Source organism: Halomonas citrativorans, assembly GCF_900163645.1.
Lineage (GTDB): Bacteria > Pseudomonadota > Gammaproteobacteria > Pseudomonadales > Halomonadaceae > Vreelandella > Vreelandella citrativorans.
On sequence record NZ_FUKM01000053.1, the window covers coordinates 57,329 to 78,618 of the forward strand.

Sequence of the window (21,290 nt, forward strand, 5' to 3'; positions counted from 1 at the left end):
CGCCCCGTGGTTAAATTTGAGCCAACCCCGAGGCTTGCTTATAATCGGCGCTTAGCCTGCCGTTTAATACGCCTGCAGGGCATGCTCTCAATAGAACGCTCTCAACGGATACGCCATGAATTCTGATCTCGCCGCCCTACACCCTTATCCGTTTGAGAAACTGGCCGGCCTCAAAGCTGACCTTACGCCGCCTGCCCATTTGGCGCATATTCCCTTAACCATCGGCGAGCCGCAGCACGCGCCCTACCCAGCAGCGCTTGATGCGCTGGTGAAGCATCAGCTTGATATGGCACGTTATCCGGCCACCAACGGCCTGCCAAGCTTACGTGAAGCACTCGCTGAGTGGGCGACCATGCGCTTTAAGCTTGCGGGTCTTGATGCCGAGCGCCAGGTACTGCCGGTTAATGGCACGCGTGAAGCCATTTTTGCGTTTGTACAGGCCGCATTGGACCGTACTCGGCCTGCCAAGGTGATAGTGCCCAACCCGTTTTACCAGATTTATGAAGGTGCAACGCTGTTGGCTGGCGGTCAACCGGTGTATTTAAACTGCACGGCCGAGAATGGCTTTCGGCCAGATTTTGCCAGTGTCAGCCCCGACACCTGGCGTGATGTGCAAATCGTATTTATCTGCTCACCTGGCAACCCATCCGGCGCGGTTACGTCAATGGATGAGTTTAAACAACTGATTGCGCTGGCCGACGAGCACGATTTCATCATTGCTTCTGATGAGTGCTATTCCGAGCTTTACCTGGATGAAAACGCGCCACCGCCGGGGCTATTACAGGCTTGCGCTGAGCTTGGTCGTAACGATTACCGGCGCTGCGTCGTCTTCCACTCGCTCTCCAAGCGCTCCAACCTGCCGGGCTTGCGCTCTGGCTTTGTTGCGGGCGATGCGGACATTCTTACGCCGTTCAAGCGCTACCGTACCTATCATGGCTGTGCCATGTCGCTGCCGGTTCAGCATGCCTCAATAGCAGCCTGGCAGGATGAAGCGCACGTACGCGCCAATCGCGATGCGTACCGTGAAAAATTCAGCGCCGTGGTAGAGGTACTGGCCCCGGTGATGGACTTCCCAACGCCAGAGGCAAGCTTTTACCTGTGGCCCGCTGTACCAGGTGGGGATGATATCGGTTTCACCCAGCGACTTTACACCGAGCAACACGTTAGCGTGCTGCCCGGCAGCTTGATGGGCCGTCCTGATGCTCAGGGCATTAATCCAGGCACGGGGCGGCTACGCCTAGCCCTGGTGGCGGAGCTTGCGCCCACTCTGGAAGCAGCGCAGCGTATCCGCCAGCTTATTGAGCGCGGTTAATTCACCTTTTACGGCACGAACAGCTCGAAAGGAGATACCATGTTTACACTCTATGTCATTGATACCTGTGATACGTGTCGTAAGGCGCGCAAAGCGCTGGAAGCGAACGGCGTGCCTTTTAAAACCCATGATTTGCGTAAAGATGGTCTTTCGGCGAGCCTGCTTGAGCATCTTTTGGAGCGGGCACCACTGCTGGAAGTCGTCAACAAGCGCAGCAAGACCTGGCGCGACCTTCCCCAGGAAGACAAAGACAGCCTGGATGCTAACTCTGCGCGCCAGCTGTTGCTCCAACACCCAACACTGCTTAAACGACCACTGCTGGATACCGGCAGTGACGCCTTAAAAGTAGGTTATCGCGACGGCGATTACGATAAAATCAGTGGCTGATCCAACGCTACTATTTTGCTTATTTTTGAATCAACACTTTGTTATACCGCCGCTTTTACGTTAGCTAATGACCCGGTTAACAACGTTATCAACAACAGGATGAACTTTTATGCTGAGCTTTGCGCTTGGAATTGGCACGCAAAACACTCAAGGCGATTGGCTGGAAATTTACTACCCGGCACCGCTCTTCAGCCCGCAGGAAAGCCTGATAAATGCGGCCAAACAAGCGCTTGATGCGCCGCATGGCAATGTCGCCGTTAGCTTTTTGCCAGAAGATTGCACCCGCTTAGCCAAGGCGCTTGAGGCAGCCGGGCACCCTGAACAGGCTGAGCTTGCTGAGTCGCTGGCCGCCAGCCAACGCCCATTGGTAGCCATGTTCCTGGAAACGGATCAGGCTCCGCAAACGGCGCCAGAGGTCTATCTTAAGCTGCACCTGCTATCGCATCGCCTGGTCAAGCCGCATGGTCTTGACCTGACCGGCATGTTTGGCCTGCTGCGCAATATTGCCTGGACCAGCGAAGGCGCCATCGATATCGAAGAGCTGCCAGCGCGGCGCCTAAAAGCCCGCCTCGCCGGTCGTGCTCTGTCCGTCGACTGTGTCGATAAATTCCCCAAAATGACCGATTACGTTGTGCCGACCGGTGTACGCATTGCCGACACGGCGCGGGTACGGTTGGGCGCTCATTTGGGTGAAGGCACCACGGTAATGCATGAAGGTTTTGTTAACTTCAATGCAGGTACCGAAGGCCCCGGCATGATTGAAGGCCGTATTTCAGCCGGCGTGATGGTCGGCAAAGGGTCTGACCTGGGCGGCGGTTGCTCCACCATGGGCACGCTGTCAGGCGGTGGCAATATTGTTATCAAGGTCGGCGAAGGCTGCTTGATCGGTGCCAATGCCGGTATCGGCATTCCGCTGGGCGACCGCTGCACGGTGGAGTCCGGTTTGTATATCACCGCAGGCACCAAAGTGGCCTTGCTGGACGATCAGGGCAACGAAGTGAAAACGCTGGCGGCACGTGAACTGGCGGGCCAAAACGACCTGCTGCTACGCCGCAACTCTAAAAATGGCCGCGTCGAGTGCCTGACCAATAAAAGCGCCATCGCGCTAAATGAGGCGCTGCATGCCCATAACTGAGCCTGACACGCTGTCGCCCACGCTACAGCTTGCCTTTGATCTGCTCAGCCGCCCGTCAGTGACGCCGGATGATGAAGGCTGCCAGGACGTAATGATCGAGCGCTTAACAGCGCTCGGTTTTCATATTGAGCGTATGCCGTTTGGCGATGTACAGAACTTCTGGGCAGTACGTGGCCATCACGGCCCGGTGATTGCCCTTGCGGGTCATACCGATGTCGTGCCCAGCGGGCCACCGAACGGCTGGGAATTCCCGCCGTTTTCTCCCTGTATTGACGATCACGGTATGCTTTGTGCCCGTGGCGCCGCCGATATGAAGGGCAGCCTGGCCGCTATGCTAACCGCCGTGGAGCGTTTTGTGGCTCGCTACCCCGACCACGATGGGCGTATTGCGTTTTTAATCACCTCCGATGAGGAAGGCCCTGCGGTGGATGGCACTCGCGCCGTGGTCGAGCAGCTGCGCGAACGCAATGAGCGGCTTGATTACTGTATCGTCGGTGAACCTTCCTCTACCGAACACCTTGGCGACGTGATCAAGAATGGCCGCCGCGGCTCGCTTGGTGGCGTTTTACGTATTCAGGGGATTCAGGGGCACGTAGCCTACCCGCACCTGGCGCGCAACCCCATTCATCAGGCGATGCCCGCGCTGGATGCACTCGTCAATGAACACTGGGATGGGGGCAATGATTTTTTCCCGGCCACCAGCTTTCAGATTTCCAACCTGCGAGCGGGCACTGGGGCGACTAACGTCATCCCCGGCGAAGTAGAAGTGGTATTCAACTTCCGCTTCTCGACGGAAGTCACGCATGAGCAGCTTAAGGCACGTACAGAGGCGATTCTTGACCAGTACGGTCTGGCGTATCAGCTGGACTGGACGCTGAACGGCGAGCCGTTCCTAACCGCAGAAGGCGAGCTGGTCAACGCGGCCATACGCGGTGTAGAAGCCGTTACCGGCAAACGCCCGGCGCTATCCACCAGCGGCGGCACGTCTGATGGGCGTTTTATTGCTACATTGGGTGCTCAAGTGGTGGAACTTGGCCCGCTTAACGACACTATTCACAAAGTGAATGAGCGCGTACGCGCTAGCGACCTGGATGATTTGAGCCGAATCTATGAGGCAACGCTTCAGGCCCTACTCACGCTTGATGAGGTCAACGTATGATGGAGCGCTACCCGGACATTGAAGTGTATGTCGCCAGCATTTCACTGGAAGCGCTTAACGCATGGCTTGCCAGTGCGCTTGCTGCACCGCCATTAAGCCCTGCCGGCAAAGGCAAGTGGAAAACCCATGGCCAACACCAGGGGAAAGAGGTGCCCATACTGTTGGTCGAAAAAGCAGCTGACCGCTTTGCAAGCTTATGGTTTGACAGTAGCCATACGCCCTGGATGACCGACCAAGAGTGCGCGCAACACGCCGCAGAGGCGCTGCAAACGGAAGTGCGATGCTCGCTTGGCGGCTGGCATCCAGGCGATGACCCTGACCGCTTCTGGCAGGTGCTACCCGGCGGAAAAGAAGGCGCTATTGAGTGGCCCGATTCAGGCCGCTAACGCTGCCTGAAAAAAGACGGCATAAATACAGTTTTTTTGAAGTACTGTTCTTAAAATGCAATCGACCCCGCCGGGGCGGGGTCGATTATGTTCACATTGATACTACGCTTGTGGACATGCTACTCAATAATGCTCACATCATCGGCCTGTAAACCACGGTCATTCTTCATGACGTGGTAACGCACAATTTGGCCTTCTGCCAGCATACGCGGGCCGCGACCCCGGATAGCACGAAAGTGAACAAATACATCTTCGCCATTATCACGAGTAATAAAGCCATAGCCTTTATTGGTATTAAACCACTTTACTTCACCCTCTTCCCGACCGTCGTTGGGATCGATGACGTCTTCCTCTTCATCGTCCCGTTCGTCGGCAGGCTGGGGCTGACGCGGCGCAGCTTTAACACGCGTGTCGCCTGAGCTTTCTACTTTCGGTTTAACGACTAGCGGCGGAGCTAGAGCAGCCGACGCTAACGTACCTATAAATAAAACGATGAAGCTGCCCAAGGCAACGGCAATGTAAACACCACTGATGCCGCTAATGGCTAACTCTGCCTGCCATAAATCGGCCAGAGGCGCGTTGGTTAAATGAACAATCCCCGCCAGCAAAAGCGGCGTGGGGGCGGCTAGTAATACACTGATTAAGAAACAGCGAAACACAACTTTTGGATTCATAGATGATAAAAGCTCTCTTGTTGTATGGGTAACGAACGAAAGACAATACCCGAACTACCAGGCCCATTCCTAACAGTACCGGACATATTACACAAGGTTGCCATGTTACCATGACACAAGACTTTTCTCCTGCTGAGCTAAATCAACTTTTCGAAAATCTCGAAAGCCGCCTGGCCTACCAGGAACACTGGCTGGACACGCTTGACCAAGCGGTTGTCCAACAGGAAAAGCGGCTTGCCAAGCTAGAACAGCTTAGCGCATTAATGCGTGAACGCCTGCGTGAACAGCATCAAGCGTTCCAGGCGGGCGACCATCAGGGGGAAAGCCGCCCTGAAGATGAGGTGCCACCTCACTATTAACGATGACAAACATTAAAACCCACTGCCGAGTCCTGAGGGTTAGCGCCTCTGATCGGAAATGCGTACTTATCGTGTTGCCGCGCTTGCTGGGGCGATACACGCCAAACCAAAGGCATCGGCAACGGCCTGGTAGGTCACTTGGCCAGCATGGACATTGAGCCCTGGCAGAAAGTGGGGATCATCGCTTAGCGCCTGCTGCCAGCCTTTATTGGCCAGCGCCAACACGAAGGGCAGCGTGGCATTGGTGAGACCGAGGGTTGATGTGCGTGACACGCCGCCCGGCATATTGGCCACACAGTAATGAACAATTCCATCCACGATATACGTGGGCTCAGCGTGGGTGGTGGGCTTGCTGGTTTCAAAGCAGCCGCCCTGGTCGATCGCTACATCCACCAGCACGCTGCCTGGCTTCATATCGCTAAGCATAGCGCGGGTAATCAACTTGGGCGCCGCCGCACCAGGTATTAACACGGCGCCAACAATCATATCGGACTCGCGCACGGCGTTATCCAGCGCATCAGCGGTGGAATAAACCGTTTTGATACGCCCCTGGTAGCGGCGATCCAGAACATCTAGCCGCGCCAGTGACGTATCCAAAATAGTGACATCCGCGCCCAGCCCCAGTGCCATTCTCGCGGCGTTTTCACCTACGACGCCGCCACCTATTACGGTGACGGTTGCCGGTGCAACCCCCGGCACGCCGGGCAACAGAACGCCAGCGCCCCCTTGGGCTTTTTCCAGGCTATGCGCCCCTGCTTGAACAGCCATACGCCCGGCCACAGTACTCATTGGCGCAAGCAGCGGCAGCCCACCATTGGCATCCGTAATCGTCTCATAAGCGATACAGGTAGCCCCGCTCTCCATTAAGCCCCGCGTCAGGGCTTCTTCCGCTGCAAGGTGCAAATAGGTAAACAGCGTATGCTGGGAAGTGAGACGCGCAACCTCTTCCACCTGGGGCTCTTTTACTTTAAGAATCAGCTCGGCATTTTTCCACAAGGCGTCGACATCACTTTCGGTCTGCGCACCCGCAGCCTCATAGTCGCTATCGCTAAAACCTGCGCCCTCGCCTGCGCTTGCCTGCACACTAACGGTGTGGCCACGCTGGGCAAGCTCACGCACGCCGGTGGGCGTTAGGGCGACACGATACTCGTGGTTTTTGATCTCTTTGGGGACGGCAATCTGCATAGCGATCTCTCTTTTTGTGCGTAAGGTTAAACGGCTGTCTTAGCATTACAGCACAGCTCAAGCGACCCACCACCTCCTTAAGCACAAAACAAAAAAACGCCGGTTAAGGCGTTTTACAGAAGTAAAAATCCAGCGTTTGAGGGTTTTATACCGAAAATTTAACGTCATTCTGTTATTAAGGCCCCGCCGTAGATTCTCTGATACTCCTCTGGCAGGCGCTTGGGGCGCCCGCTTGAAAGCGCAATACACGCAAACCGGGTGCGCGCCTGGAAGAGCATTTTGGCATCTCGCACCCGCTTAAGCTCGAAACGTCGGGTAAGGCTAAAGCGCCCATCACACGCGACGACCCACGTCGCCAATTGAAGTTCATCACCCGCAAAGGCAGGAGCAAGATAGTCCAGCTCATGGCGATGTACGGCCAGGGCGCGGTCCAGCTCGCGGTAGCGCTCAATGGAAAGTCCCAAGGCTTCGGAGTGGGCCCAGCTAACCTGCTCAACCCAGCGCAGGTATTCGCTGTTATTCACGTGCTGATAATCATCTATCGCCGCTTCGCTAACATGAATATCGATCACAAAGGGATCGGGTAACGCCCACTCCATTGCTCTGCTCCTTGTACCACTATCTTGCTAATCCAGCTTGCCCACCCAGCCTAATGGCTCAATGGGTTAATCGCGAAACACGCGTACGCCCAGCGCTTTAAGATAAGCGGTTTCTGGAATGGCCGGGTGAACGGGGTGATCTGGCCCTTGATGGCCCTGGAAGATCACCTGCCCATGACGATCCTGATGGCGTACCGCGCCTCGAACGACATCTACCAAGCGATCTGCCCCCAAATGCATGGAGCACGACGCTGAAAGCAGCAGGCCATCGCGGCCCAGCAAACGCATCGCTTCGCGGTTCAAGCGCGCATAGGCCCGCTCGCCATTAGGAATATCCTTACGCTTCTTGATAAACGCAGGCGGATCCAGAATCACCACGTCGAACTGTTCGCCGTCGGCTTTCAGCGCTGCCAAAGCTTCAAAGGCATCGCCTTCGCCAATGGCGACCTGCTCTTGTACACCGTTAAGCTCAGCATTTCGCGCCACTTGCTCAAGCGCGGGGCCTGAAGCATCGATACACAGCACCTCAGAGGCGCCACTGGCCGCCGCTTGGACACCCCAGCCACCCACATAGCTAAAGACATCCAGCACGCGCTTGCCAGCCACCTGCTGGTTCAGCCAAGCGCGGTTCTCGCGGTGATCAAAGAACCAACCGGTTTTCTGACCGTTAAGCACCGGCACGGCAAAGCGTGTGCCGTTCTCTTCGATCAATACTTCGTCGGGCAGTGTGCCTTTCACTACATCGACGTGAGCTTCCAGCCCTTCCTGACGACGCCCGCCGGTATCGTTACGGAACACGATTACTTCAGGCTTAACCACTTTCTCAAGCGCATCGACAATCTCATCGGCCAGCGCCTGCATGCCGGCGGTATTTAGCTGAACAACCAGCACATCGCCAAAGCGGTCAATCACCAGGCCTGGCAACAGGTCACCCTCACCGTGAACCAAGCGGTAAAAAGGCTTGGCATATAAACGCTCACGCAGTGACAGCGCTTGATTGAAACGGTGTACAAACAGCGAACGGTCCAGACGCATGTCCGGATCACGGGACATCACGCGGCCCGCAATCAGCGAGTGCGGATTAATATACGCCACGCCCAGGACTTTACCGTTAGAGGCCTCGACCAACGCGGTTTCGCCAGCAGTGAAATTCTTAAGCGGCGTTTCTTTAATATCCACTTCGTTGGAGTAGATCCACAGATGGCCTGCTTTTAAGCGGCGATCGGCGTTTTTATTTAAGCGCAGGCGTTGAGTCACAACAGTCTCCAAAAGCGTAGACAACAGATAACAAAAGGGTGATCAGCTATCAATGCTGACAGCCAGGGCAAAACACACTGGCGCGCTGGCCAAGCGTAATACGACGAAGCTCCATACCGCAGCGTAAGCAGGGCTGGCCCTGGCGCCCATAGACATTTAACCGCTGAGCAAAATAACCAGGCTCACCCTGGCCGCTCACAAAATCGCGCAGCGTGGTACCACCTTGAGTGATAGCCGCCGCCAATACTTCTTTCACAGCCGCCGCTAACTGCTCATAGCGGGCAAGAGAAATACGCCCAGCTGCGCGGCGTGGGTCAATACCGGCCATGAACAGCGCTTCAGTGGCGTAAATATTCCCCGCGCCTACCACGACCCGGTTATCCATTAAAAAAGGTTTTACCGCCACGCGCTTGTTACGCGAAAGCGTATATAGCCACTGGCCATTAAAGGCCTCATCAAACGGCTCAGGCCCAAGGTGGACAAGGCGCCGGTCTGCCGTCCCATCGCCTAACTGCCAATCCACAAAGCCAAAGCGACGTGGGTCATGATAGCGCAGCACATAGCCGTCTGCGGTGACCATATCGACATGATCATGCTTTTTGGGTATATCACCCACTTGGGCAATGCGCAAACTGCCCGACATTCCCAGGTGCCACAGCAACGTTGCATCGTTTGGCGACTGCTTCACGGGGATTTGCAGGTATTTGGCACGCCGAGTCAGGGTGCCGATACGCGCGCCTACCAAACGCTCAGCCAAATCGTCAGGCACCGGAACACGCAAGCGCGGCTGACGAACACGCACCTCGGTAATTTCCTGGCCTTCCAGATAAGGAGCAATACCACGCTTGGTAGTTTCGACTTCGGGCAGTTCGGGCATGAAGAGAACCTGATTAACGATAGGGATATCGACAGGATAGGCACTTACAAGACAGGCAATGCGAAGCCACTATTAAGTCGCCTGCATCTACAAACCCCATGTATGCAAAAACCCGGCACGGGCCGGGTTTTTCAACAGGCGCTCGCCTGCAGTGGAAGCCGATCATCATCGCTTACGCGATTACTTGATCTTGGCTTCCTTGTAGATAACGTGCTTACGGACAACCGGGTCGTATTTCTTGAATTCGAACTTATCCGGCGTGTTCCGCTTGTTCTTATCAGTGGTGTAGAAGTGGCCTGTACCGGCACTGGACACCAGCTTGATCTTATCGCGCATGGTTTTACTCTCCCAAAAATGCTGTCTTAGATGGCGTCGCCGCGCTTACGAATATCAGCCAGAACCGTCTCGATACCTTTCTTGTCGATGATGCGCATGCCCTTAGAGGAAACGCGCAGCTTGACGAAGCGGTTTTCGGCTTCAACCCAAAAACGATGGGTGTGCAGGTTCGGCAAGAAACGACGACGTGTCTTACGCTGGGAGTGTGAAACGTTATTACCAGTTACCGGACGCTTGCCGGTAACCTGACATACTTTGGACATGAGAGCCTCCAACCGCTTGGCCAGGGTATAAGCCTGAGTGTTCAAAACTGTCGGGCAAACCGGAAGAGAGGGAGTCGACGCCGTTAACCGCCTAGCTGTACCCAAATCCGTTATTCAACCCAAGTTTAAAGGTGGCACTTTATACCAGAGCACTCGACCACCAGCAAGCAAAACCGTCTAAAAAGGCGTAAAAAAGCCACTTTTTAGGTATTTTACCTAGACAGCTGACATTAAATGCCTGCTCTCTATCTACTGCCTATAGCCAGCCGCGCTCAGCAAAAGAGACCACGTCTCCATCTCCCACCACGAAATGATCCAATACGCGTACGTCAAAGAGGCCAAGGGCCTCTTTTAAGCGTTCTGTAATACGACGATCAGCATCGCTTGGCTCAGCCACACCGGAGGGGTGATTGTGGGCCAGGATAACGGCGCCAGCGCTAAGTTCTAATGCGCGCTTGGCAACTTCGCGGGGGTAAACGGATGCGCTGTCTAGGGTACCGCGAAACAGGGATTCATAGCGAATAATTCGGTGCTGCGTGTCTAAAAAAATTACCGCGAACTCTTCATGCCCCAAATGGCGCAGTTGAGAGCTCAGGTAATGACGCACCAGTTCAGGTGATGTCAGCGCGTTGCCACGTGCCAATTGGCTGGCTAAATGGCGCTTCGAAATTTCAAGCGTGGCCTGCAGTTGGGCAAACTTGGCACTCCCCAAACCGTGTGCCGCGCAAAAGCTTGTTTGGTCTGCTTCCAACAGCGGACGCAGGCCGCCAAATGCTGTGAGTAGATCACGCGCCAAATCAACCGCCGAGCGCCCCTGCACGCCCACTCGCAAGAAAATCGCCAGCAACTCTGCATCAGAAAGCGTCTGCGCGCCCATGGTTAATAGCTTTTCACGTGGCCGTTCACCCTCCGGCCAATGATTTATCCCCATCACCCTACCTCCCCACCCCAAAGACATGTACGCAAAAAGCTCAGTAAACCTAGCTTACGCATTATTTGTAGTAACATGCCAAATTAGCAAGACGAATGGTATGGTAAGCCTCTTTAAGAACGCGCATGTGGGCCCTTTACCATGGTTTCTATTTCTGCCTCTGTTACTCCAACGACGCTCTCAACGCTTGCAGGTAAACGCATTCTGTTGGGCATTAGTGCAGGCATAGCGGCTTACAAAAGCGCGCTGATCGTGCGGCTGCTTAAACAAGCCGGTTGTGAAGTGCGTGTGGTAATGACCAGTGGTGCTCAGGCGTTTATTACGCCACTGACACTGCAGGCGTTATCCGGCGAGCCGGTGCGCACATCTCTGCTTGACCCAGAAGCGGAAGCCGGGATGGGGCATATTGAGCTCGCCCGCTGGGCGGATATCATCCTGATTGCCCCCGCAACGGCTGACCTGATGGCTCGACTGGTCCACGGCATGGCGGATGATTTACTCACCACGCTGTGCCTGGCCAGTGAAGCCCCCAGGCTGATCGCCCCGGCCATGAACCAGGCAATGTGGCGCCACCCGGCGACGCAACGCAATGTAACGCAACTGCACGCTGATGGCTGGCAACTTATCGGCCCCGCTGCAGGCGACCAGGCATGTGGCGATGTAGGTCCAGGGCGTATGAGCGAGCCTGATGCTATCTTTGAGGTTGTTGCACGCCTCTTTTCAGGTGCCCCCAAAGCAGGCAACGCCCCTCATGTGGTCATTACCGCAGGCCCTACCCGTGAAGCGCTTGATCCCGTGCGTTACCTATCCAATCACAGCTCGGGTAAAATGGGTTACGCCCTGGCGGCGGCTGCGGTGGCGCAGGGTGCTACGGTTACTCTGATTAGCGGGCCTGTGGCCTTACCAACGCCCAACGGCGTTACGCGCATTGACGTTGAATCGGCCGAGCAAATGCATCAAGAAGCCATGCACTGGGCGCCCGAGGCGGCGTTATTTATTGGCTGCGCGGCAGTGGCTGATTATCGCTCGGCATCGCCTGCCGAACATAAGCTTAAAAAGCAGGAAGATAGCGATACGTTCACGCTTACACTGATCAAAAATCCTGACATCATTGCCGATGTGGCCGCGCTGCCTACCGAACAACGCCCCTTGGTTGTAGGGTTTGCCGCAGAGACGCAGCAACTGGAGCATTACGCCCACGATAAGCTTAAGCGCAAGGGGCTTGATATGATTGTCGCCAATGACGTTTCTCAAGCGGGCCTGGGCTTTGGCAGTAATGAGAATGCCGCGCTGCTGCTCTGGCGTACAGCGCAAGGCACCGAGCAGCGTTTGGAATCCCCTCAGCCAAAAACTCAGCTTGCGCAGGTCATTGTTCGTCAGGCGCTATCACTAATCTAGTCTTTAGCACCTGATTTTAAAGCTATTTTCAATATCCTTTTTACTATCGTTTTTTAAATGTTGGAGTTCTACATGACCACCCGCCCCCGCCTGCAGTGCAAAGTGCTTGATGAGCGCTTACACGACCACATGCCGCACTACGCCACTGATGGCTCTGCGGGCATGGACCTGCGGGCGCTGCTCGACGAGCCGCTAACGCTCAATCCTGGCGAATGCCAACTCGTACGAACGGGTCTTGCCATCTATATTGAAGACCCAAGCCTTGCTGGCATGATTCTTCCTCGCTCGGGCCTGGGCCATAAACACGGCATTGTATTGGGCAATCTGGTAGGCCTGATCGATTCGGACTACCAGGGTGAGCTGATGATTTCGGTGTGGAACCGTGGCCAAAGCGCTTTTACACTGTCGCCTTTTGAGCGGCTAGCCCAGTATGTTCTCGTGCCGGTGGTGCAAGCAGAACTCTCTATTGTTGATGCCTTTACCGACTCCACCCGAGGCGGCGGCGGATTTGGCAGCACTGGCCGTCATTAATACGGGTCGGCATTAACACTGTCCGTCATTAACAAGGCTCGGGCGAACGTTACGCACTGACAGGAGTAGCCAATGGATGTACCTGCTTCGATTTTTCGTGCCTATGATATCCGCGGCATTGTCGATAACACGCTGAGCGAATCCACCGCAGAGTGGATTGGCCGTGCGATTGGTTCAGAAGCGGCCGCCCGGGGTGAGCAGTGTGTCATCGTTGCCAGAGACGGCCGCTTATCCGGCGAGCGTCTGCAAGCCGCCCTGATTCGAGGCTTAACAGCCGCTGGGCGCGACGTTATTGATATCGGCATGGTGCCCACTCCTGCTCTCTACTTTGCCACCCACGTGATGCCTGAGAGCTGCTCTGGCGTCATGGTGACCGGCAGCCATAACCCGCCCGACTACAATGGTTTCAAAATTGTTCTGGCAGGTGAAACATTATCAGGCGACGCTATTACCGCGCTGTATGAACGCATTCACACCAATGAACTCACCAGCGGCCAAGGCAGCGTTCATCAATACGACATCCGGCACGCATACCTTACCCGTATTTTGGAAGATGCTAGCGTCAAGCGCCCTATCAAAGCCGTTGTAGACTGCGGTAATGGCGTAGCCGGTGAGCTAGGCCCCGAGCTAATCAAGCAGCTGGGGGTTGAAACAACGGTCTTGTTTGGTGAGATTGACGGCCATTTTCCTAACCACCATCCTGACCCAGGCAAACCTGAAAACCTGCAAGACCTGATCAAGAGTGTTCAGACAACCGGCGCGGATATCGGGCTTGCCTTTGACGGTGATGGCGACCGAGTTGCCGTTGTTACACCGCGCGGCCGCATCATCTACGCTGACCACCTCCTGATGGCCTTTGCGACCGATATGCTTTCGCGTAACCCAGGCGCCAAGGTGATCTATGATATTAAATGTACAGGTAACCTTGCCCGGGTCATTAGCGAAGCGGGCGGCGAGCCAGAAATGTGGCGTACCGGCCATTCGCTGATTAAAGCGCGCATGAAGGAAACCAACGCTCTGCTGGGCGGGGAAATGAGCGGCCATATTTTCTTCAAAGAACGCTGGTATGGTTTTGATGACGGCCTTTATTCCGCCGCGCGCCTGCTGGAAATTCTGGCGCTTTATAACGAAGATGCAGACGACTTTTTTGACCGCTTTCCTCAAGATCCAAGCACGCCAGAAATTAATATAATCGTTAGTGATGACGAAAAATTTGGCCTGATCGAAGCACTTGCCCGTGAAGGTGACTTCGGCGAAGGTATTAAAACCACGTTGGATGGCATTCGCGTTGATTACCCCGATGGCTGGGGCCTATGTCGCGCATCCAACACGACACCTGCCTTGGTGATGCGCTTTGAAGGGAAAAGTGCCGTGGCACTAATGCGTATACGGGAACGCTTTGTCAACGCGTTAGCTCGTGTGGCACCGGCGCTCAAAATTCCCGAAATGCCGGCTTAACCGCGCACTCGTTATATGCAGCACGATAACAATACTTATTAGCCACGTATCATCTGGATAAAAGAAAACAGCAAGCAAGGGACAACACGATGAATTCAGCCAGTCGCGACCCGCAGGTCGTTGTGGAGGTGCTTTCCGAAGCACTCCCCTATATTCAGCAGTTCTCCGGCAAAACCGTTGTGGTCAAGTACGGCGGCAATGCGATGACTGAAGACACGCTTATCAACTCTTTCGCACGTGATATCGTGCTCATGAAAGAAGTTGGTATTAATCCCGTGGTGGTTCATGGCGGCGGCCCACAAATTGGCAGCCTGCTTGAAAAGCTTAATATCGAATCGCGCTTTGTGAACGGGATGCGCGTGACCGACTCCCAGACCATGGACGTGGTTGAAATGGTGCTGGGCGGACTGGTGAACAAAAGCATCGTCAACCTGATTAACCAAAGCGGTGGCAAGGCAATAGGCCTAACGGGGAAGGATGGCGCACAAATTCGTGCTCGTCAGCTCAAGGTCGAGCACCAAAGTCCCGAAATGACCGCTCCGGAAATTATCGATATTGGGCATGTGGGAGAAGTCGAGTCCATTTCAACAGACCTGATCGAAATGCTCGCTGCCCGCGACTTCATTCCAGTGATCGCGCCCATCGGCGTTGACGATGAAGGCCATAGCTACAACATTAACGCCGACCTGGTGGCGGGTAAATTAGCCGAGGCGTTAAACGCTGAAAAGCTAATGCTACTGACCAACGTCGCCGGGCTCATGAATGCTGAAGGCGAGGTGTTAACCGGGCTAAGCACGCTTCAAGTGGACACCCTGATTGCCGACGGCACCATTTATGGCGGCATGCTGCCCAAAATACGCTGTGCGCTTGATGCCGTTAAAAATGGCGTTAACAGTGCGCATATTATCGACGGTCGTGTTCCTCATGCAGTGTTGTTGGAGATTTTCACCAACGCTGGCGTAGGTACGCTTATTACTGACGCGAGCTAACTGCAACGGAGGGCTAACGTCATGAGTGACGACCGTAAACCTCGCCGTCGCGAGCAGATTCTTCAAGCACTCGCGTTAATGCTGGAAGAAGATAGTGGAAAGCGTATTACCACGGCCGCCCTTGCACGCCAGGTCGGCGTTTCCGAGGCGGCGCTGTACCGCCACTTTCCCAGCAAAGCGCGAATGTTTGAGGGCTTAATCGACTTTATTGAAGAGAGCATTTTTGCGCGCATAACACGTATTTTAGAAGAGGTACCCGACGCCATCCCCCGCTGCGGCACTATTCTGGCGCTACTACTGGGCTTTGCCGAAAAGAACCCAGGGCTTGCCCGCGTGATGGGCGGCGACGTGCTGACCGGCGAAACAGCCCGCCTGCGCCAGCGAGTTCATCAGCTATTTGAGCGTTTGGAACTACAGCTCAAGCAGATTATTCGTGAGGCCGAACTGCGCGAAGGACGCCGCGCCAGCATTCCGGCCTCAGCGGCCGCTAACCTGCTCGCCGCCCAAGCGGAAGGGCGCATTTCTCAATACGTGCGCAGCGATTTTAAACGTCTGCCTACTGAGTACTGGGAAGATCAGTGGACGCTTCTTTCAAGACAGCTACTACTCGAGGCGCCCCAACCCGCTTAACAGCATCAAGCTGGTCAACAGGGACGTTGACTCCCCCCCACCAACATGCTTACCCCAACCATCCCGCCAAAGGAAGGCGCTTTTGAATATTACCCATCTTGAGCACACTATTATCGCGCTGATCTTTCAAGGCTTGCTATGGCCATTTGTTGGCCGCTGGGTGGCGGGTTCTTTGATAGTGGCCGTCTTTTTAGGCCGCGAGATAGCCCAGCATGAATATGCGGGTGGCGGGTCCAACGAGGTGTGGTACCTCTATGGTTTATTCAATCACTGGACGTTGGACTCGTTTTTGGACGTTGCAGCGCCAGCAGCAGCCTGCTGCTTTATCGCGTTAATAATGCCTGGTGGCGGGCTGTGGAAATATGTCAGAGCACGGCGTTAAAAATCACTCCATACGTGCATAAAACAGCCATAAAAAAACCGGCGCTCTAATTGATAGAGGCCGGTTTTTGGCTATGAACAGCTAACTACGTAGACTTACGCCGCGATAGCATCGCCCATCTTTTGGCGCAGCTTTTTCATCGCGTTTTTCTCAAGCTGGCGAATACGTTCAGCGCTAACGCCGTACACATCGGCCAAATCATGCAGAGTCGCTTTGTTATCGGTCAGCCAGCGGCGCTGCAAAATGTCCCGCGAACGCTCATCCAGACCTTTTAAAGCAAGCTGCAGACGGCGCGTTGAGTCTTCCTCAAAATCACTGTCTTCAAGCTTAGTCGCCGGGTCAGCAGAGGCGTCATCCAAAAAGTAAGCGGGCGCCTGATACGTGCTCTCTTCGTCATCGCTCGGTGAGGCATCATAGCCTGCATCATAAGCGGAAAGGCGACCTTCCATATCCCGCACAACTTCCGGCTTAACGTCGAGGTCTTTAGCGATGGCATCCACTTCATCGTTGTTCAACCAGGCAAGGCGTTTCTTGGCGCTGCGCAGGTTAAAAAACAGCTTACGCTGGGCTTTCGTCGTGGCGATTTTAACAATCCGCCAGTTACGCAGTACAAATTCGTGTATCTCAGCCTTGATCCAATGAACCGCAAACGATACCAGGCGTACACCCTGGTTAGGATCAAAACGCTTTACGGCTTTCATCAAGCCGACGTTACCTTCCTGAATCAAGTCTGCCTGGGGCAACCCATAGCCTGAGTAACTGCGAGCAATATGCACAACAAAGCGCAAGTGTGAGAGAACCAAGCGGCGCGCAGCTTCTAGATCAGCTTCATCATAAAGACGAAAAGCAAGTTCGCGCTCTTCCTCAACACTCAGCACCGAAATGCCGTTAACCGCTCGAATGTAGCCGCCCAAGTCGTGACCTGGAGAAAGCTGTCCCACCGGTAGAAGACTAGTGCTCATGTGCAGGTGGTCTCCCTTATCATCTATCGTGATTGACGTACGTCTTTGAAATTACGTCCGTACGCCTCAATTAACAATTAAGACCTTGCCTAAGCGGCAAAGTTCACTTGTTTCTGCTGCCTGTTTTGCCGAAATGTGCCATCGATTTACTTTATCAACCAGCACTACTCAACCGCCAGATTGCGTTGGTGCTAACGACTTGCGATGGCACTAGCCAGAGTAATAAAACATTATTACCGTTCGCAGACAGCGCCATGCACGCTTAGCGGGGGCGGATACTGGAAAGATGACGGGTCACTGCCAGCCAAGCGCCCAACCAACCTAATAGTGTACTGCAGGATAGCAAAATTGTAGAGCCTGTGATATCCAGCTGCGGCAATGAGAAGCTTGCACCATAGCTAGCCGCTAATGCGGCGACCGGCAGCGACAGCCAGTGATTTCCCAAGCCCAGCAAACCCAGCGACAATATACCGCCCCCAAGACCATACCACGCCCCGCTGTATAAAAACGGGCGACGTACAAAAGCGTGCGTGGCACCAATCAGCATGACCACCTCGATTTCGCGGCGTCGGCTTTCAACGGCCAAACGAATCGTATTACCGACCACCAAGAGCACCCCTAATCCAAACAGCAGACCTAGCGCTAACGCAACGCGTCGGCCAAGCGCAGCCAAATGGCGTAAGCGCTCCACCCAGGCCAAATCCACCCGAACCTCATCAACGCCTGTCAGAGATGCTAACGTAACAGACAGTTGCTCCATTGATGCCAGCTCCACACTTTGTGGACGCACCACAATACTAGCGGGAAGCGGATTAGCATCAAGCCCCGCCAGCGCATCGTCCAGCCCCAGCGACTCCTGAAACTCGACCATGCCCTGCTCGGCACTGATCAAGCGCGTCTCTAGCACCGCCTGCTCAGCGCTTACCGCTTCATCAATTCGCGCCGCTTGAGCCGGGTCAACGGTTGTTTCTAAATACACCGTGAGGGTCGCGCTCTCATCCAGCTCGGCATCCAGCAATCGAGCACTATCCAGCGTCAGCCATAGCGCAGCCGGAAGCACAAGGGCAATGGCAATCGCAAGCATTGTCAGCAGACTGCCGACGGGGTGGCGCAACAGCCGATAAAAGCTGTCCCAACTCACCGCCCGATGGTGGCGCCCCCAGGCACGTAAACGGCTTGAAAAACGCGTTTGCTGCGAATTGGCTCCGCGCCGCTTGGGAGGTGGAGCTTCCTGACGCTGGGTAGATACTTTGCGCCCCGCTTTCGGTGCAGCGCCTTTTGCGCGACGCGGTGTTGCCGATGGTTTCATACTGCGCCCTCATCAGCCACTAAGCGCCCATCACGCAAGCGCAAAATACGGTGGCGCAAGCGAGCAATCAACGCGAGGTCGTGACTTGCGATCATTACCGTGGTGCCGATGCGATTGAAGTCTTCAAAAAGCGCCATGATATCGGCGGAAAGCTGGGGGTCCAGGTTACCGGTTGGCTCGTCGGCCAAGAGAAGTGCGGGCTTATTAACCACCGCTCGGGCAATGCCGACACGCTGCTGCTCTCCACCGGAAAGCTCAACGGGCAGGGCCTTCTCACGGTGTAAAAGCCCCACTTTATCGAGCGCGGCGCGCACGCGGCGCGCCGACTCCCGCGGCTCAATGCCTTGAATATCCAGCGGCAGCGAGACGTTATGAAACACGCTTCTATCAAACAGCAGTTGGTGATCCTGAAACACCACCCCAATCTGGCGCCGATAAAAAGGCACTTGGCTTGCATGAAGCTGGGCAATATCGTGCCCCGCCACGATCACACGACCACGGCTAGGCTTTTCAAGTCGCATAATCAGGCGCAGTAAGGAGCTTTTACCCGCGCCCGAGTGGCCGGTCAAAAACACCATTTCACCGCGGGCCACACGAAAGTCCAGGTGCGCCAAGGCTTCAAAGCGCCCCCCATAGCGCTTGCCGACATGCTCAAAAGCGATCATGCGCTGGCATCGTCCCCTTGGCGGTCAAACAGTGCACTAACAAAGTCATCTGCCTCGAAGGGGCGTAAATCGTCCAACCCCTCGCCTACACCAATAAAGCGGATGGGCATCTCAAGCTGTTTGGCCAAGGCAAAAATAATTCCCCCTTTGGCCGTACCGTCCAGCTTGGTTAGCGTAATCCCTGTGATGGGCACGGCTTCGTTGAATGTGCTCGCCTGCGCAATCGCGTTTTGCCCCGTACCTGCATCCAGCACCAGCATCACTTCATGCGGCGCAGTGGTATCGAGCTTTTGCATCACACGATGGACTTTCTTTAACTCTTCCATCAGATGGCTTTTGTTGTGCAAGCGGCCTGCCGTATCGGCGATAAGGATATCCACGCCGCGCGCTTTGGCGGCGGCGACAGCATCATAAATGACCGAAGCGCTATCGGCGCCAGTATGTTGAGCGATGACCGGTACGCTATTGCGCTCCCCCCACACCTTAAGCTGCTCAACCGCCGCCGCCCGGAAGGTATCCCCTGCGGCCAGCATGACGCTTTTTCCCTCGCGCTGAAAACGCTGGGTCAGCTTGCCGATCGTTGTGGTTTTACCCACACCGTTCACCCCTACGACCAAAATCACAAAGGGGCCGTCCGTTTGCTTATTCAAATCAAGCGGCGTTGCCACCTGCCCAAGCATGGCAGCAAGCTCTTCTTGAAGAGCACGATAAAGCGCCTCAGGGTTATTCAACTCTTTACGCGAGACGCGTGCTTCTAGGCGTCCAATAATCTCGCTGGTCGCTTCAATCCCCACATCCGCCATCAGCAGCTGGGTTTCCAGATCCTCTAAAAGCTCATCATCAATCTGCTTTTTTCCCAAAAACAGATCGGCGATGCCGTCGGTTAAGTTAGCGCGCGTTTTGCCCAGCCCTGATTTAATTCGCGCAAACCAGCCCTTCTTCTCGCCAGGCTTTTCTTGAAGTGCAGGCTTCTGCTCGGGCTGGATCTCAGGCTGAACGTCAGGCTCAGCCGGTTCCGGGTCAACTTCAGGCTCAGGAACCGGGCTAGTGTCGGGCTCACGCGCTGGCTTAATTTCGGGTTCAGGCGGTTCCGGCTTAACCTCGGGAGGCACAGGCGCTGGCTCAACTTCAGGCTCAGGCGGTTCCGGCTTAACCTCAGATGGAGCAGGTGCGGGCTCAACCTCAACTTCAGGCTCAGGCGGTTCTGGCTTAATTTCAGGAGGCGCAGGGGCTGGCTCAACTTCAGGTTCAGGCTCTGTCACCGGCGCGACATTTTCAACGTCGGCTAGCGGTTCCTGCGGCGGCTCGTCAAGCTGCGCATCATCATTGAGTTCCTGCGGGCGTTGCTCTTGCGGCTCCTGTTGGGAGTCGTGCTTTTTCTTACGTTTGAAAAAACCAAACATGGGAGTCATCCGACTTAAAAGGTGAACATTGTGACCATCCTACCACCGCCAACCAAGACTTTGGATAAGTAGCCCGCTACAATCCCCGATATGACACGACAACGCTCCTCTCGCCCATCAGCTTCCAAAGGCACGCCCACCCGGCAGCCTGGCAAGCTTCGTATTATCGGTGGTGACTTTCGCCGCCGCCAGCTACCTGTGCTTGACCGGCCCGGCTTACGGCCAACGCCAGACAGAGTACGTGAAACGCTGTTTAACTGGCTGGGGCAGCAGCTCTATGGCCAACATGTGCTGGACCTGTTCGCGGGCACCGGCGCACTGGGTATTGAAGCGCTTTCGCGCGGTGCCGCTCACGTTGACTTTATCGAGCGTGACAACAGCGTAGCCGCCTATATTACCCAAAACCTGGCCACGCTTGGCGCAACCCGAGGCCAAGTCACTGCGTGCGATGCAAACACGTTCTTGAGCCAGCCGCCTCGCCTTTATCACCTGGTATTTCTTGACCCCCCCTTTCACCAGGGGCTTGCTACGAGTTGCTGTAACGCACTGGAGACCCTTGGCTGGCTTGCACCCGACGCCATGATTTACCTGGAAACCGAACGCTCACTAGACCCAACGCCTCCCACTAACTGGCAGTTGCACCGCGAAACCCAAGCGGGTGAAAGTACTGCCCGACTTTATCAACGCCAGACCCCGTAAACAG

25 protein-coding genes are annotated in these 21,290 nt (G+C 55.2%); 13 read left to right on the forward strand and 12 right to left on the reverse strand.

Going from position 1 to position 21,290, the window contains the following annotated elements; translation table 11 throughout:
• The first annotated feature begins 115 nt into the window (after positions 1 to 115).
• From dapC to CZ787_RS13350, 5 genes are all read left to right on the forward strand, one after another.
• The gene (gene dapC, locus CZ787_RS13330; protein WP_087110010.1) at positions 116 to 1,312 is read left to right on the forward strand and encodes a succinyldiaminopimelate transaminase; all 1,197 of its coding nucleotides are present in this window, start codon (positions 116 to 118) and stop codon (positions 1,310 to 1,312) included.
• Positions 1,313 to 1,351: 39 nt separating this feature from the next.
• Positions 1,352 to 1,699, forward strand: a complete 348-nt coding sequence (locus tag CZ787_RS13335) for a Spx/MgsR family RNA polymerase-binding regulatory protein (protein ID WP_087110012.1) — start codon at positions 1,352 to 1,354, stop codon at positions 1,697 to 1,699.
• A 109-nt stretch (positions 1,700 to 1,808) separates the two neighbouring features.
• Entirely contained in the window at positions 1,809 to 2,834 is a 1,026-nt protein-coding gene (gene dapD / locus CZ787_RS13340) for a 2,3,4,5-tetrahydropyridine-2,6-dicarboxylate N-succinyltransferase (RefSeq protein ID WP_087110014.1), read from the forward strand.
• Entirely contained in the window at positions 2,821 to 3,993 is a 1,173-nt protein-coding gene (dapE, locus tag CZ787_RS13345) for a succinyl-diaminopimelate desuccinylase (protein WP_087110016.1), read from the forward strand. Before dapD ends, dapE begins: the two co-directional genes overlap by 14 nt.
• Positions 3,990 to 4,379 (forward strand): hypothetical protein, encoded by a 390-nt coding sequence (locus CZ787_RS13350; protein ID WP_087110018.1) that lies wholly within the window; start codon positions 3,990 to 3,992, stop codon positions 4,377 to 4,379. Before dapE ends, CZ787_RS13350 begins: the two co-directional genes overlap by 4 nt.
• 119 nt (positions 4,380 to 4,498) lie before the next feature.
• Here CZ787_RS13350 and CZ787_RS19200 read toward each other — a convergent pair whose 3' ends face one another.
• On the reverse strand, positions 4,499 to 5,053 hold the full coding sequence (locus CZ787_RS19200) for a cold-shock protein (protein ID WP_087110020.1): 555 nt from the start codon (positions 5,051 to 5,053) through the stop codon (positions 4,499 to 4,501).
• Between the two features lie 110 nt (positions 5,054 to 5,163).
• Between CZ787_RS19200 and CZ787_RS13360 the strand changes: the two genes are divergently transcribed.
• Entirely contained in the window at positions 5,164 to 5,412 is a 249-nt protein-coding gene (locus CZ787_RS13360; RefSeq protein WP_087110022.1) for a SlyX family protein, read from the forward strand.
• Positions 5,413 to 5,478: 66 nt separating this feature from the next.
• Here CZ787_RS13360 and ald read toward each other — a convergent pair whose 3' ends face one another.
• The 7 genes from ald to radC form a co-directional block, all read right to left on the reverse strand.
• Positions 5,479 to 6,597: an alanine dehydrogenase gene (gene ald, locus CZ787_RS13365; RefSeq protein WP_087110025.1), complete on the reverse strand. Its 1,119-nt coding sequence runs from the start codon at positions 6,595 to 6,597 to the stop codon at positions 5,479 to 5,481.
• A gap of 164 nt (positions 6,598 to 6,761) precedes the next feature.
• The gene (locus tag CZ787_RS13370; RefSeq protein WP_087110027.1) at positions 6,762 to 7,196 is read right to left on the reverse strand and encodes an acyl-CoA thioesterase; all 435 of its coding nucleotides are present in this window, start codon (positions 7,194 to 7,196) and stop codon (positions 6,762 to 6,764) included.
• Between the two features lie 66 nt (positions 7,197 to 7,262).
• Positions 7,263 to 8,453 carry a class I SAM-dependent rRNA methyltransferase gene (locus tag CZ787_RS13375; protein ID WP_087110029.1) on the reverse strand — a complete coding sequence of 397 codons (1,191 nt, stop codon included), beginning with the start codon at positions 8,451 to 8,453 and terminating at the stop codon, positions 7,263 to 7,265.
• Positions 8,454 to 8,502: 49 nt separating this feature from the next.
• Entirely contained in the window at positions 8,503 to 9,330 is an 828-nt protein-coding gene (gene mutM, locus CZ787_RS13380; protein WP_087110031.1) for a bifunctional DNA-formamidopyrimidine glycosylase/DNA-(apurinic or apyrimidinic site) lyase, read from the reverse strand.
• A 180-nt stretch (positions 9,331 to 9,510) separates the two neighbouring features.
• Entirely contained in the window at positions 9,511 to 9,666 is a 156-nt protein-coding gene (gene rpmG / locus CZ787_RS13385; RefSeq protein ID WP_009098622.1) for a 50S ribosomal protein L33, read from the reverse strand.
• A gap of 26 nt (positions 9,667 to 9,692) precedes the next feature.
• Positions 9,693 to 9,929: a 50S ribosomal protein L28 gene (gene rpmB / locus CZ787_RS13390; RefSeq protein WP_009724126.1), complete on the reverse strand. Its 237-nt coding sequence runs from the start codon at positions 9,927 to 9,929 to the stop codon at positions 9,693 to 9,695.
• 256 nt (positions 9,930 to 10,185) lie between these two features.
• Positions 10,186 to 10,860: a RadC family protein gene (radC, locus tag CZ787_RS13395; RefSeq protein ID WP_087110033.1), complete on the reverse strand. Its 675-nt coding sequence runs from the start codon at positions 10,858 to 10,860 to the stop codon at positions 10,186 to 10,188.
• Positions 10,861 to 11,001: 141 nt separating this feature from the next.
• Here radC and coaBC point away from each other — a divergent pair, with 141 nt between their 5' ends.
• The 6 genes from coaBC to CZ787_RS13425 all read left to right on the forward strand — a co-directional run bounded on the left by coaBC (position 11,002) and on the right by CZ787_RS13425 (position 16,248).
• The gene (coaBC, locus tag CZ787_RS13400) at positions 11,002 to 12,258 is read left to right on the forward strand and encodes a bifunctional phosphopantothenoylcysteine decarboxylase/phosphopantothenate--cysteine ligase CoaBC (protein WP_087110035.1); all 1,257 of its coding nucleotides are present in this window, start codon (positions 11,002 to 11,004) and stop codon (positions 12,256 to 12,258) included.
• A gap of 72 nt (positions 12,259 to 12,330) precedes the next feature.
• Positions 12,331 to 12,789, forward strand: a complete 459-nt coding sequence (gene dut / locus CZ787_RS13405; RefSeq protein ID WP_087110037.1) for a dUTP diphosphatase — start codon at positions 12,331 to 12,333, stop codon at positions 12,787 to 12,789.
• Positions 12,790 to 12,861: 72 nt separating this feature from the next.
• The gene (locus tag CZ787_RS13410) at positions 12,862 to 14,247 is read left to right on the forward strand and encodes a phosphomannomutase/phosphoglucomutase (protein WP_087110039.1); all 1,386 of its coding nucleotides are present in this window, start codon (positions 12,862 to 12,864) and stop codon (positions 14,245 to 14,247) included.
• A gap of 89 nt (positions 14,248 to 14,336) precedes the next feature.
• Positions 14,337 to 15,236 carry an acetylglutamate kinase gene (argB, locus tag CZ787_RS13415; RefSeq protein WP_087110041.1) on the forward strand — a complete coding sequence of 300 codons (900 nt, stop codon included), beginning with the start codon at positions 14,337 to 14,339 and terminating at the stop codon, positions 15,234 to 15,236.
• A 21-nt stretch (positions 15,237 to 15,257) separates the two neighbouring features.
• Complete coding sequence (gene slmA / locus CZ787_RS13420) at positions 15,258 to 15,866, forward strand: nucleoid occlusion factor SlmA (protein ID WP_087110043.1); 609 nt, start codon at positions 15,258 to 15,260, stop codon at positions 15,864 to 15,866.
• An 82-nt stretch (positions 15,867 to 15,948) separates the two neighbouring features.
• A complete protein-coding gene (locus CZ787_RS13425) occupies positions 15,949 to 16,248 on the forward strand; it encodes a hypothetical protein (protein ID WP_087110046.1) in 300 nt (99 codons plus the stop codon).
• A gap of 95 nt (positions 16,249 to 16,343) precedes the next feature.
• Here the strand turns inward: CZ787_RS13425 and rpoH are convergent, their stop codons facing one another.
• From rpoH to ftsY, 4 genes are all read right to left on the reverse strand, one after another.
• A complete protein-coding gene (gene rpoH, locus CZ787_RS13430; protein ID WP_087110047.1) occupies positions 16,344 to 17,210 on the reverse strand; it encodes an RNA polymerase sigma factor RpoH in 867 nt (288 codons plus the stop codon).
• A gap of 262 nt (positions 17,211 to 17,472) precedes the next feature.
• A complete protein-coding gene (gene ftsX, locus CZ787_RS13435; protein WP_087110050.1) occupies positions 17,473 to 18,519 on the reverse strand; it encodes a permease-like cell division protein FtsX in 1,047 nt (348 codons plus the stop codon).
• Positions 18,516 to 19,184: a cell division ATP-binding protein FtsE gene (ftsE, locus tag CZ787_RS13440; RefSeq protein ID WP_087110053.1), complete on the reverse strand. Its 669-nt coding sequence runs from the start codon at positions 19,182 to 19,184 to the stop codon at positions 18,516 to 18,518. Before ftsE ends, ftsX begins: the two co-directional genes overlap by 4 nt.
• The gene (ftsY, locus tag CZ787_RS13445) at positions 19,181 to 20,587 is read right to left on the reverse strand and encodes a signal recognition particle-docking protein FtsY (protein ID WP_087110055.1); all 1,407 of its coding nucleotides are present in this window, start codon (positions 20,585 to 20,587) and stop codon (positions 19,181 to 19,183) included. The genes ftsE and ftsY overlap by 4 nt, the downstream gene beginning before the upstream one ends.
• A gap of 90 nt (positions 20,588 to 20,677) precedes the next feature.
• Here ftsY and rsmD point away from each other — a divergent pair, with 90 nt between their 5' ends.
• On the forward strand, positions 20,678 to 21,286 hold the full coding sequence (gene rsmD / locus CZ787_RS13450; protein ID WP_087110057.1) for a 16S rRNA (guanine(966)-N(2))-methyltransferase RsmD: 609 nt from the start codon (positions 20,678 to 20,680) through the stop codon (positions 21,284 to 21,286).
• Positions 21,287 to 21,290: the final 4 nt, after the last annotated feature.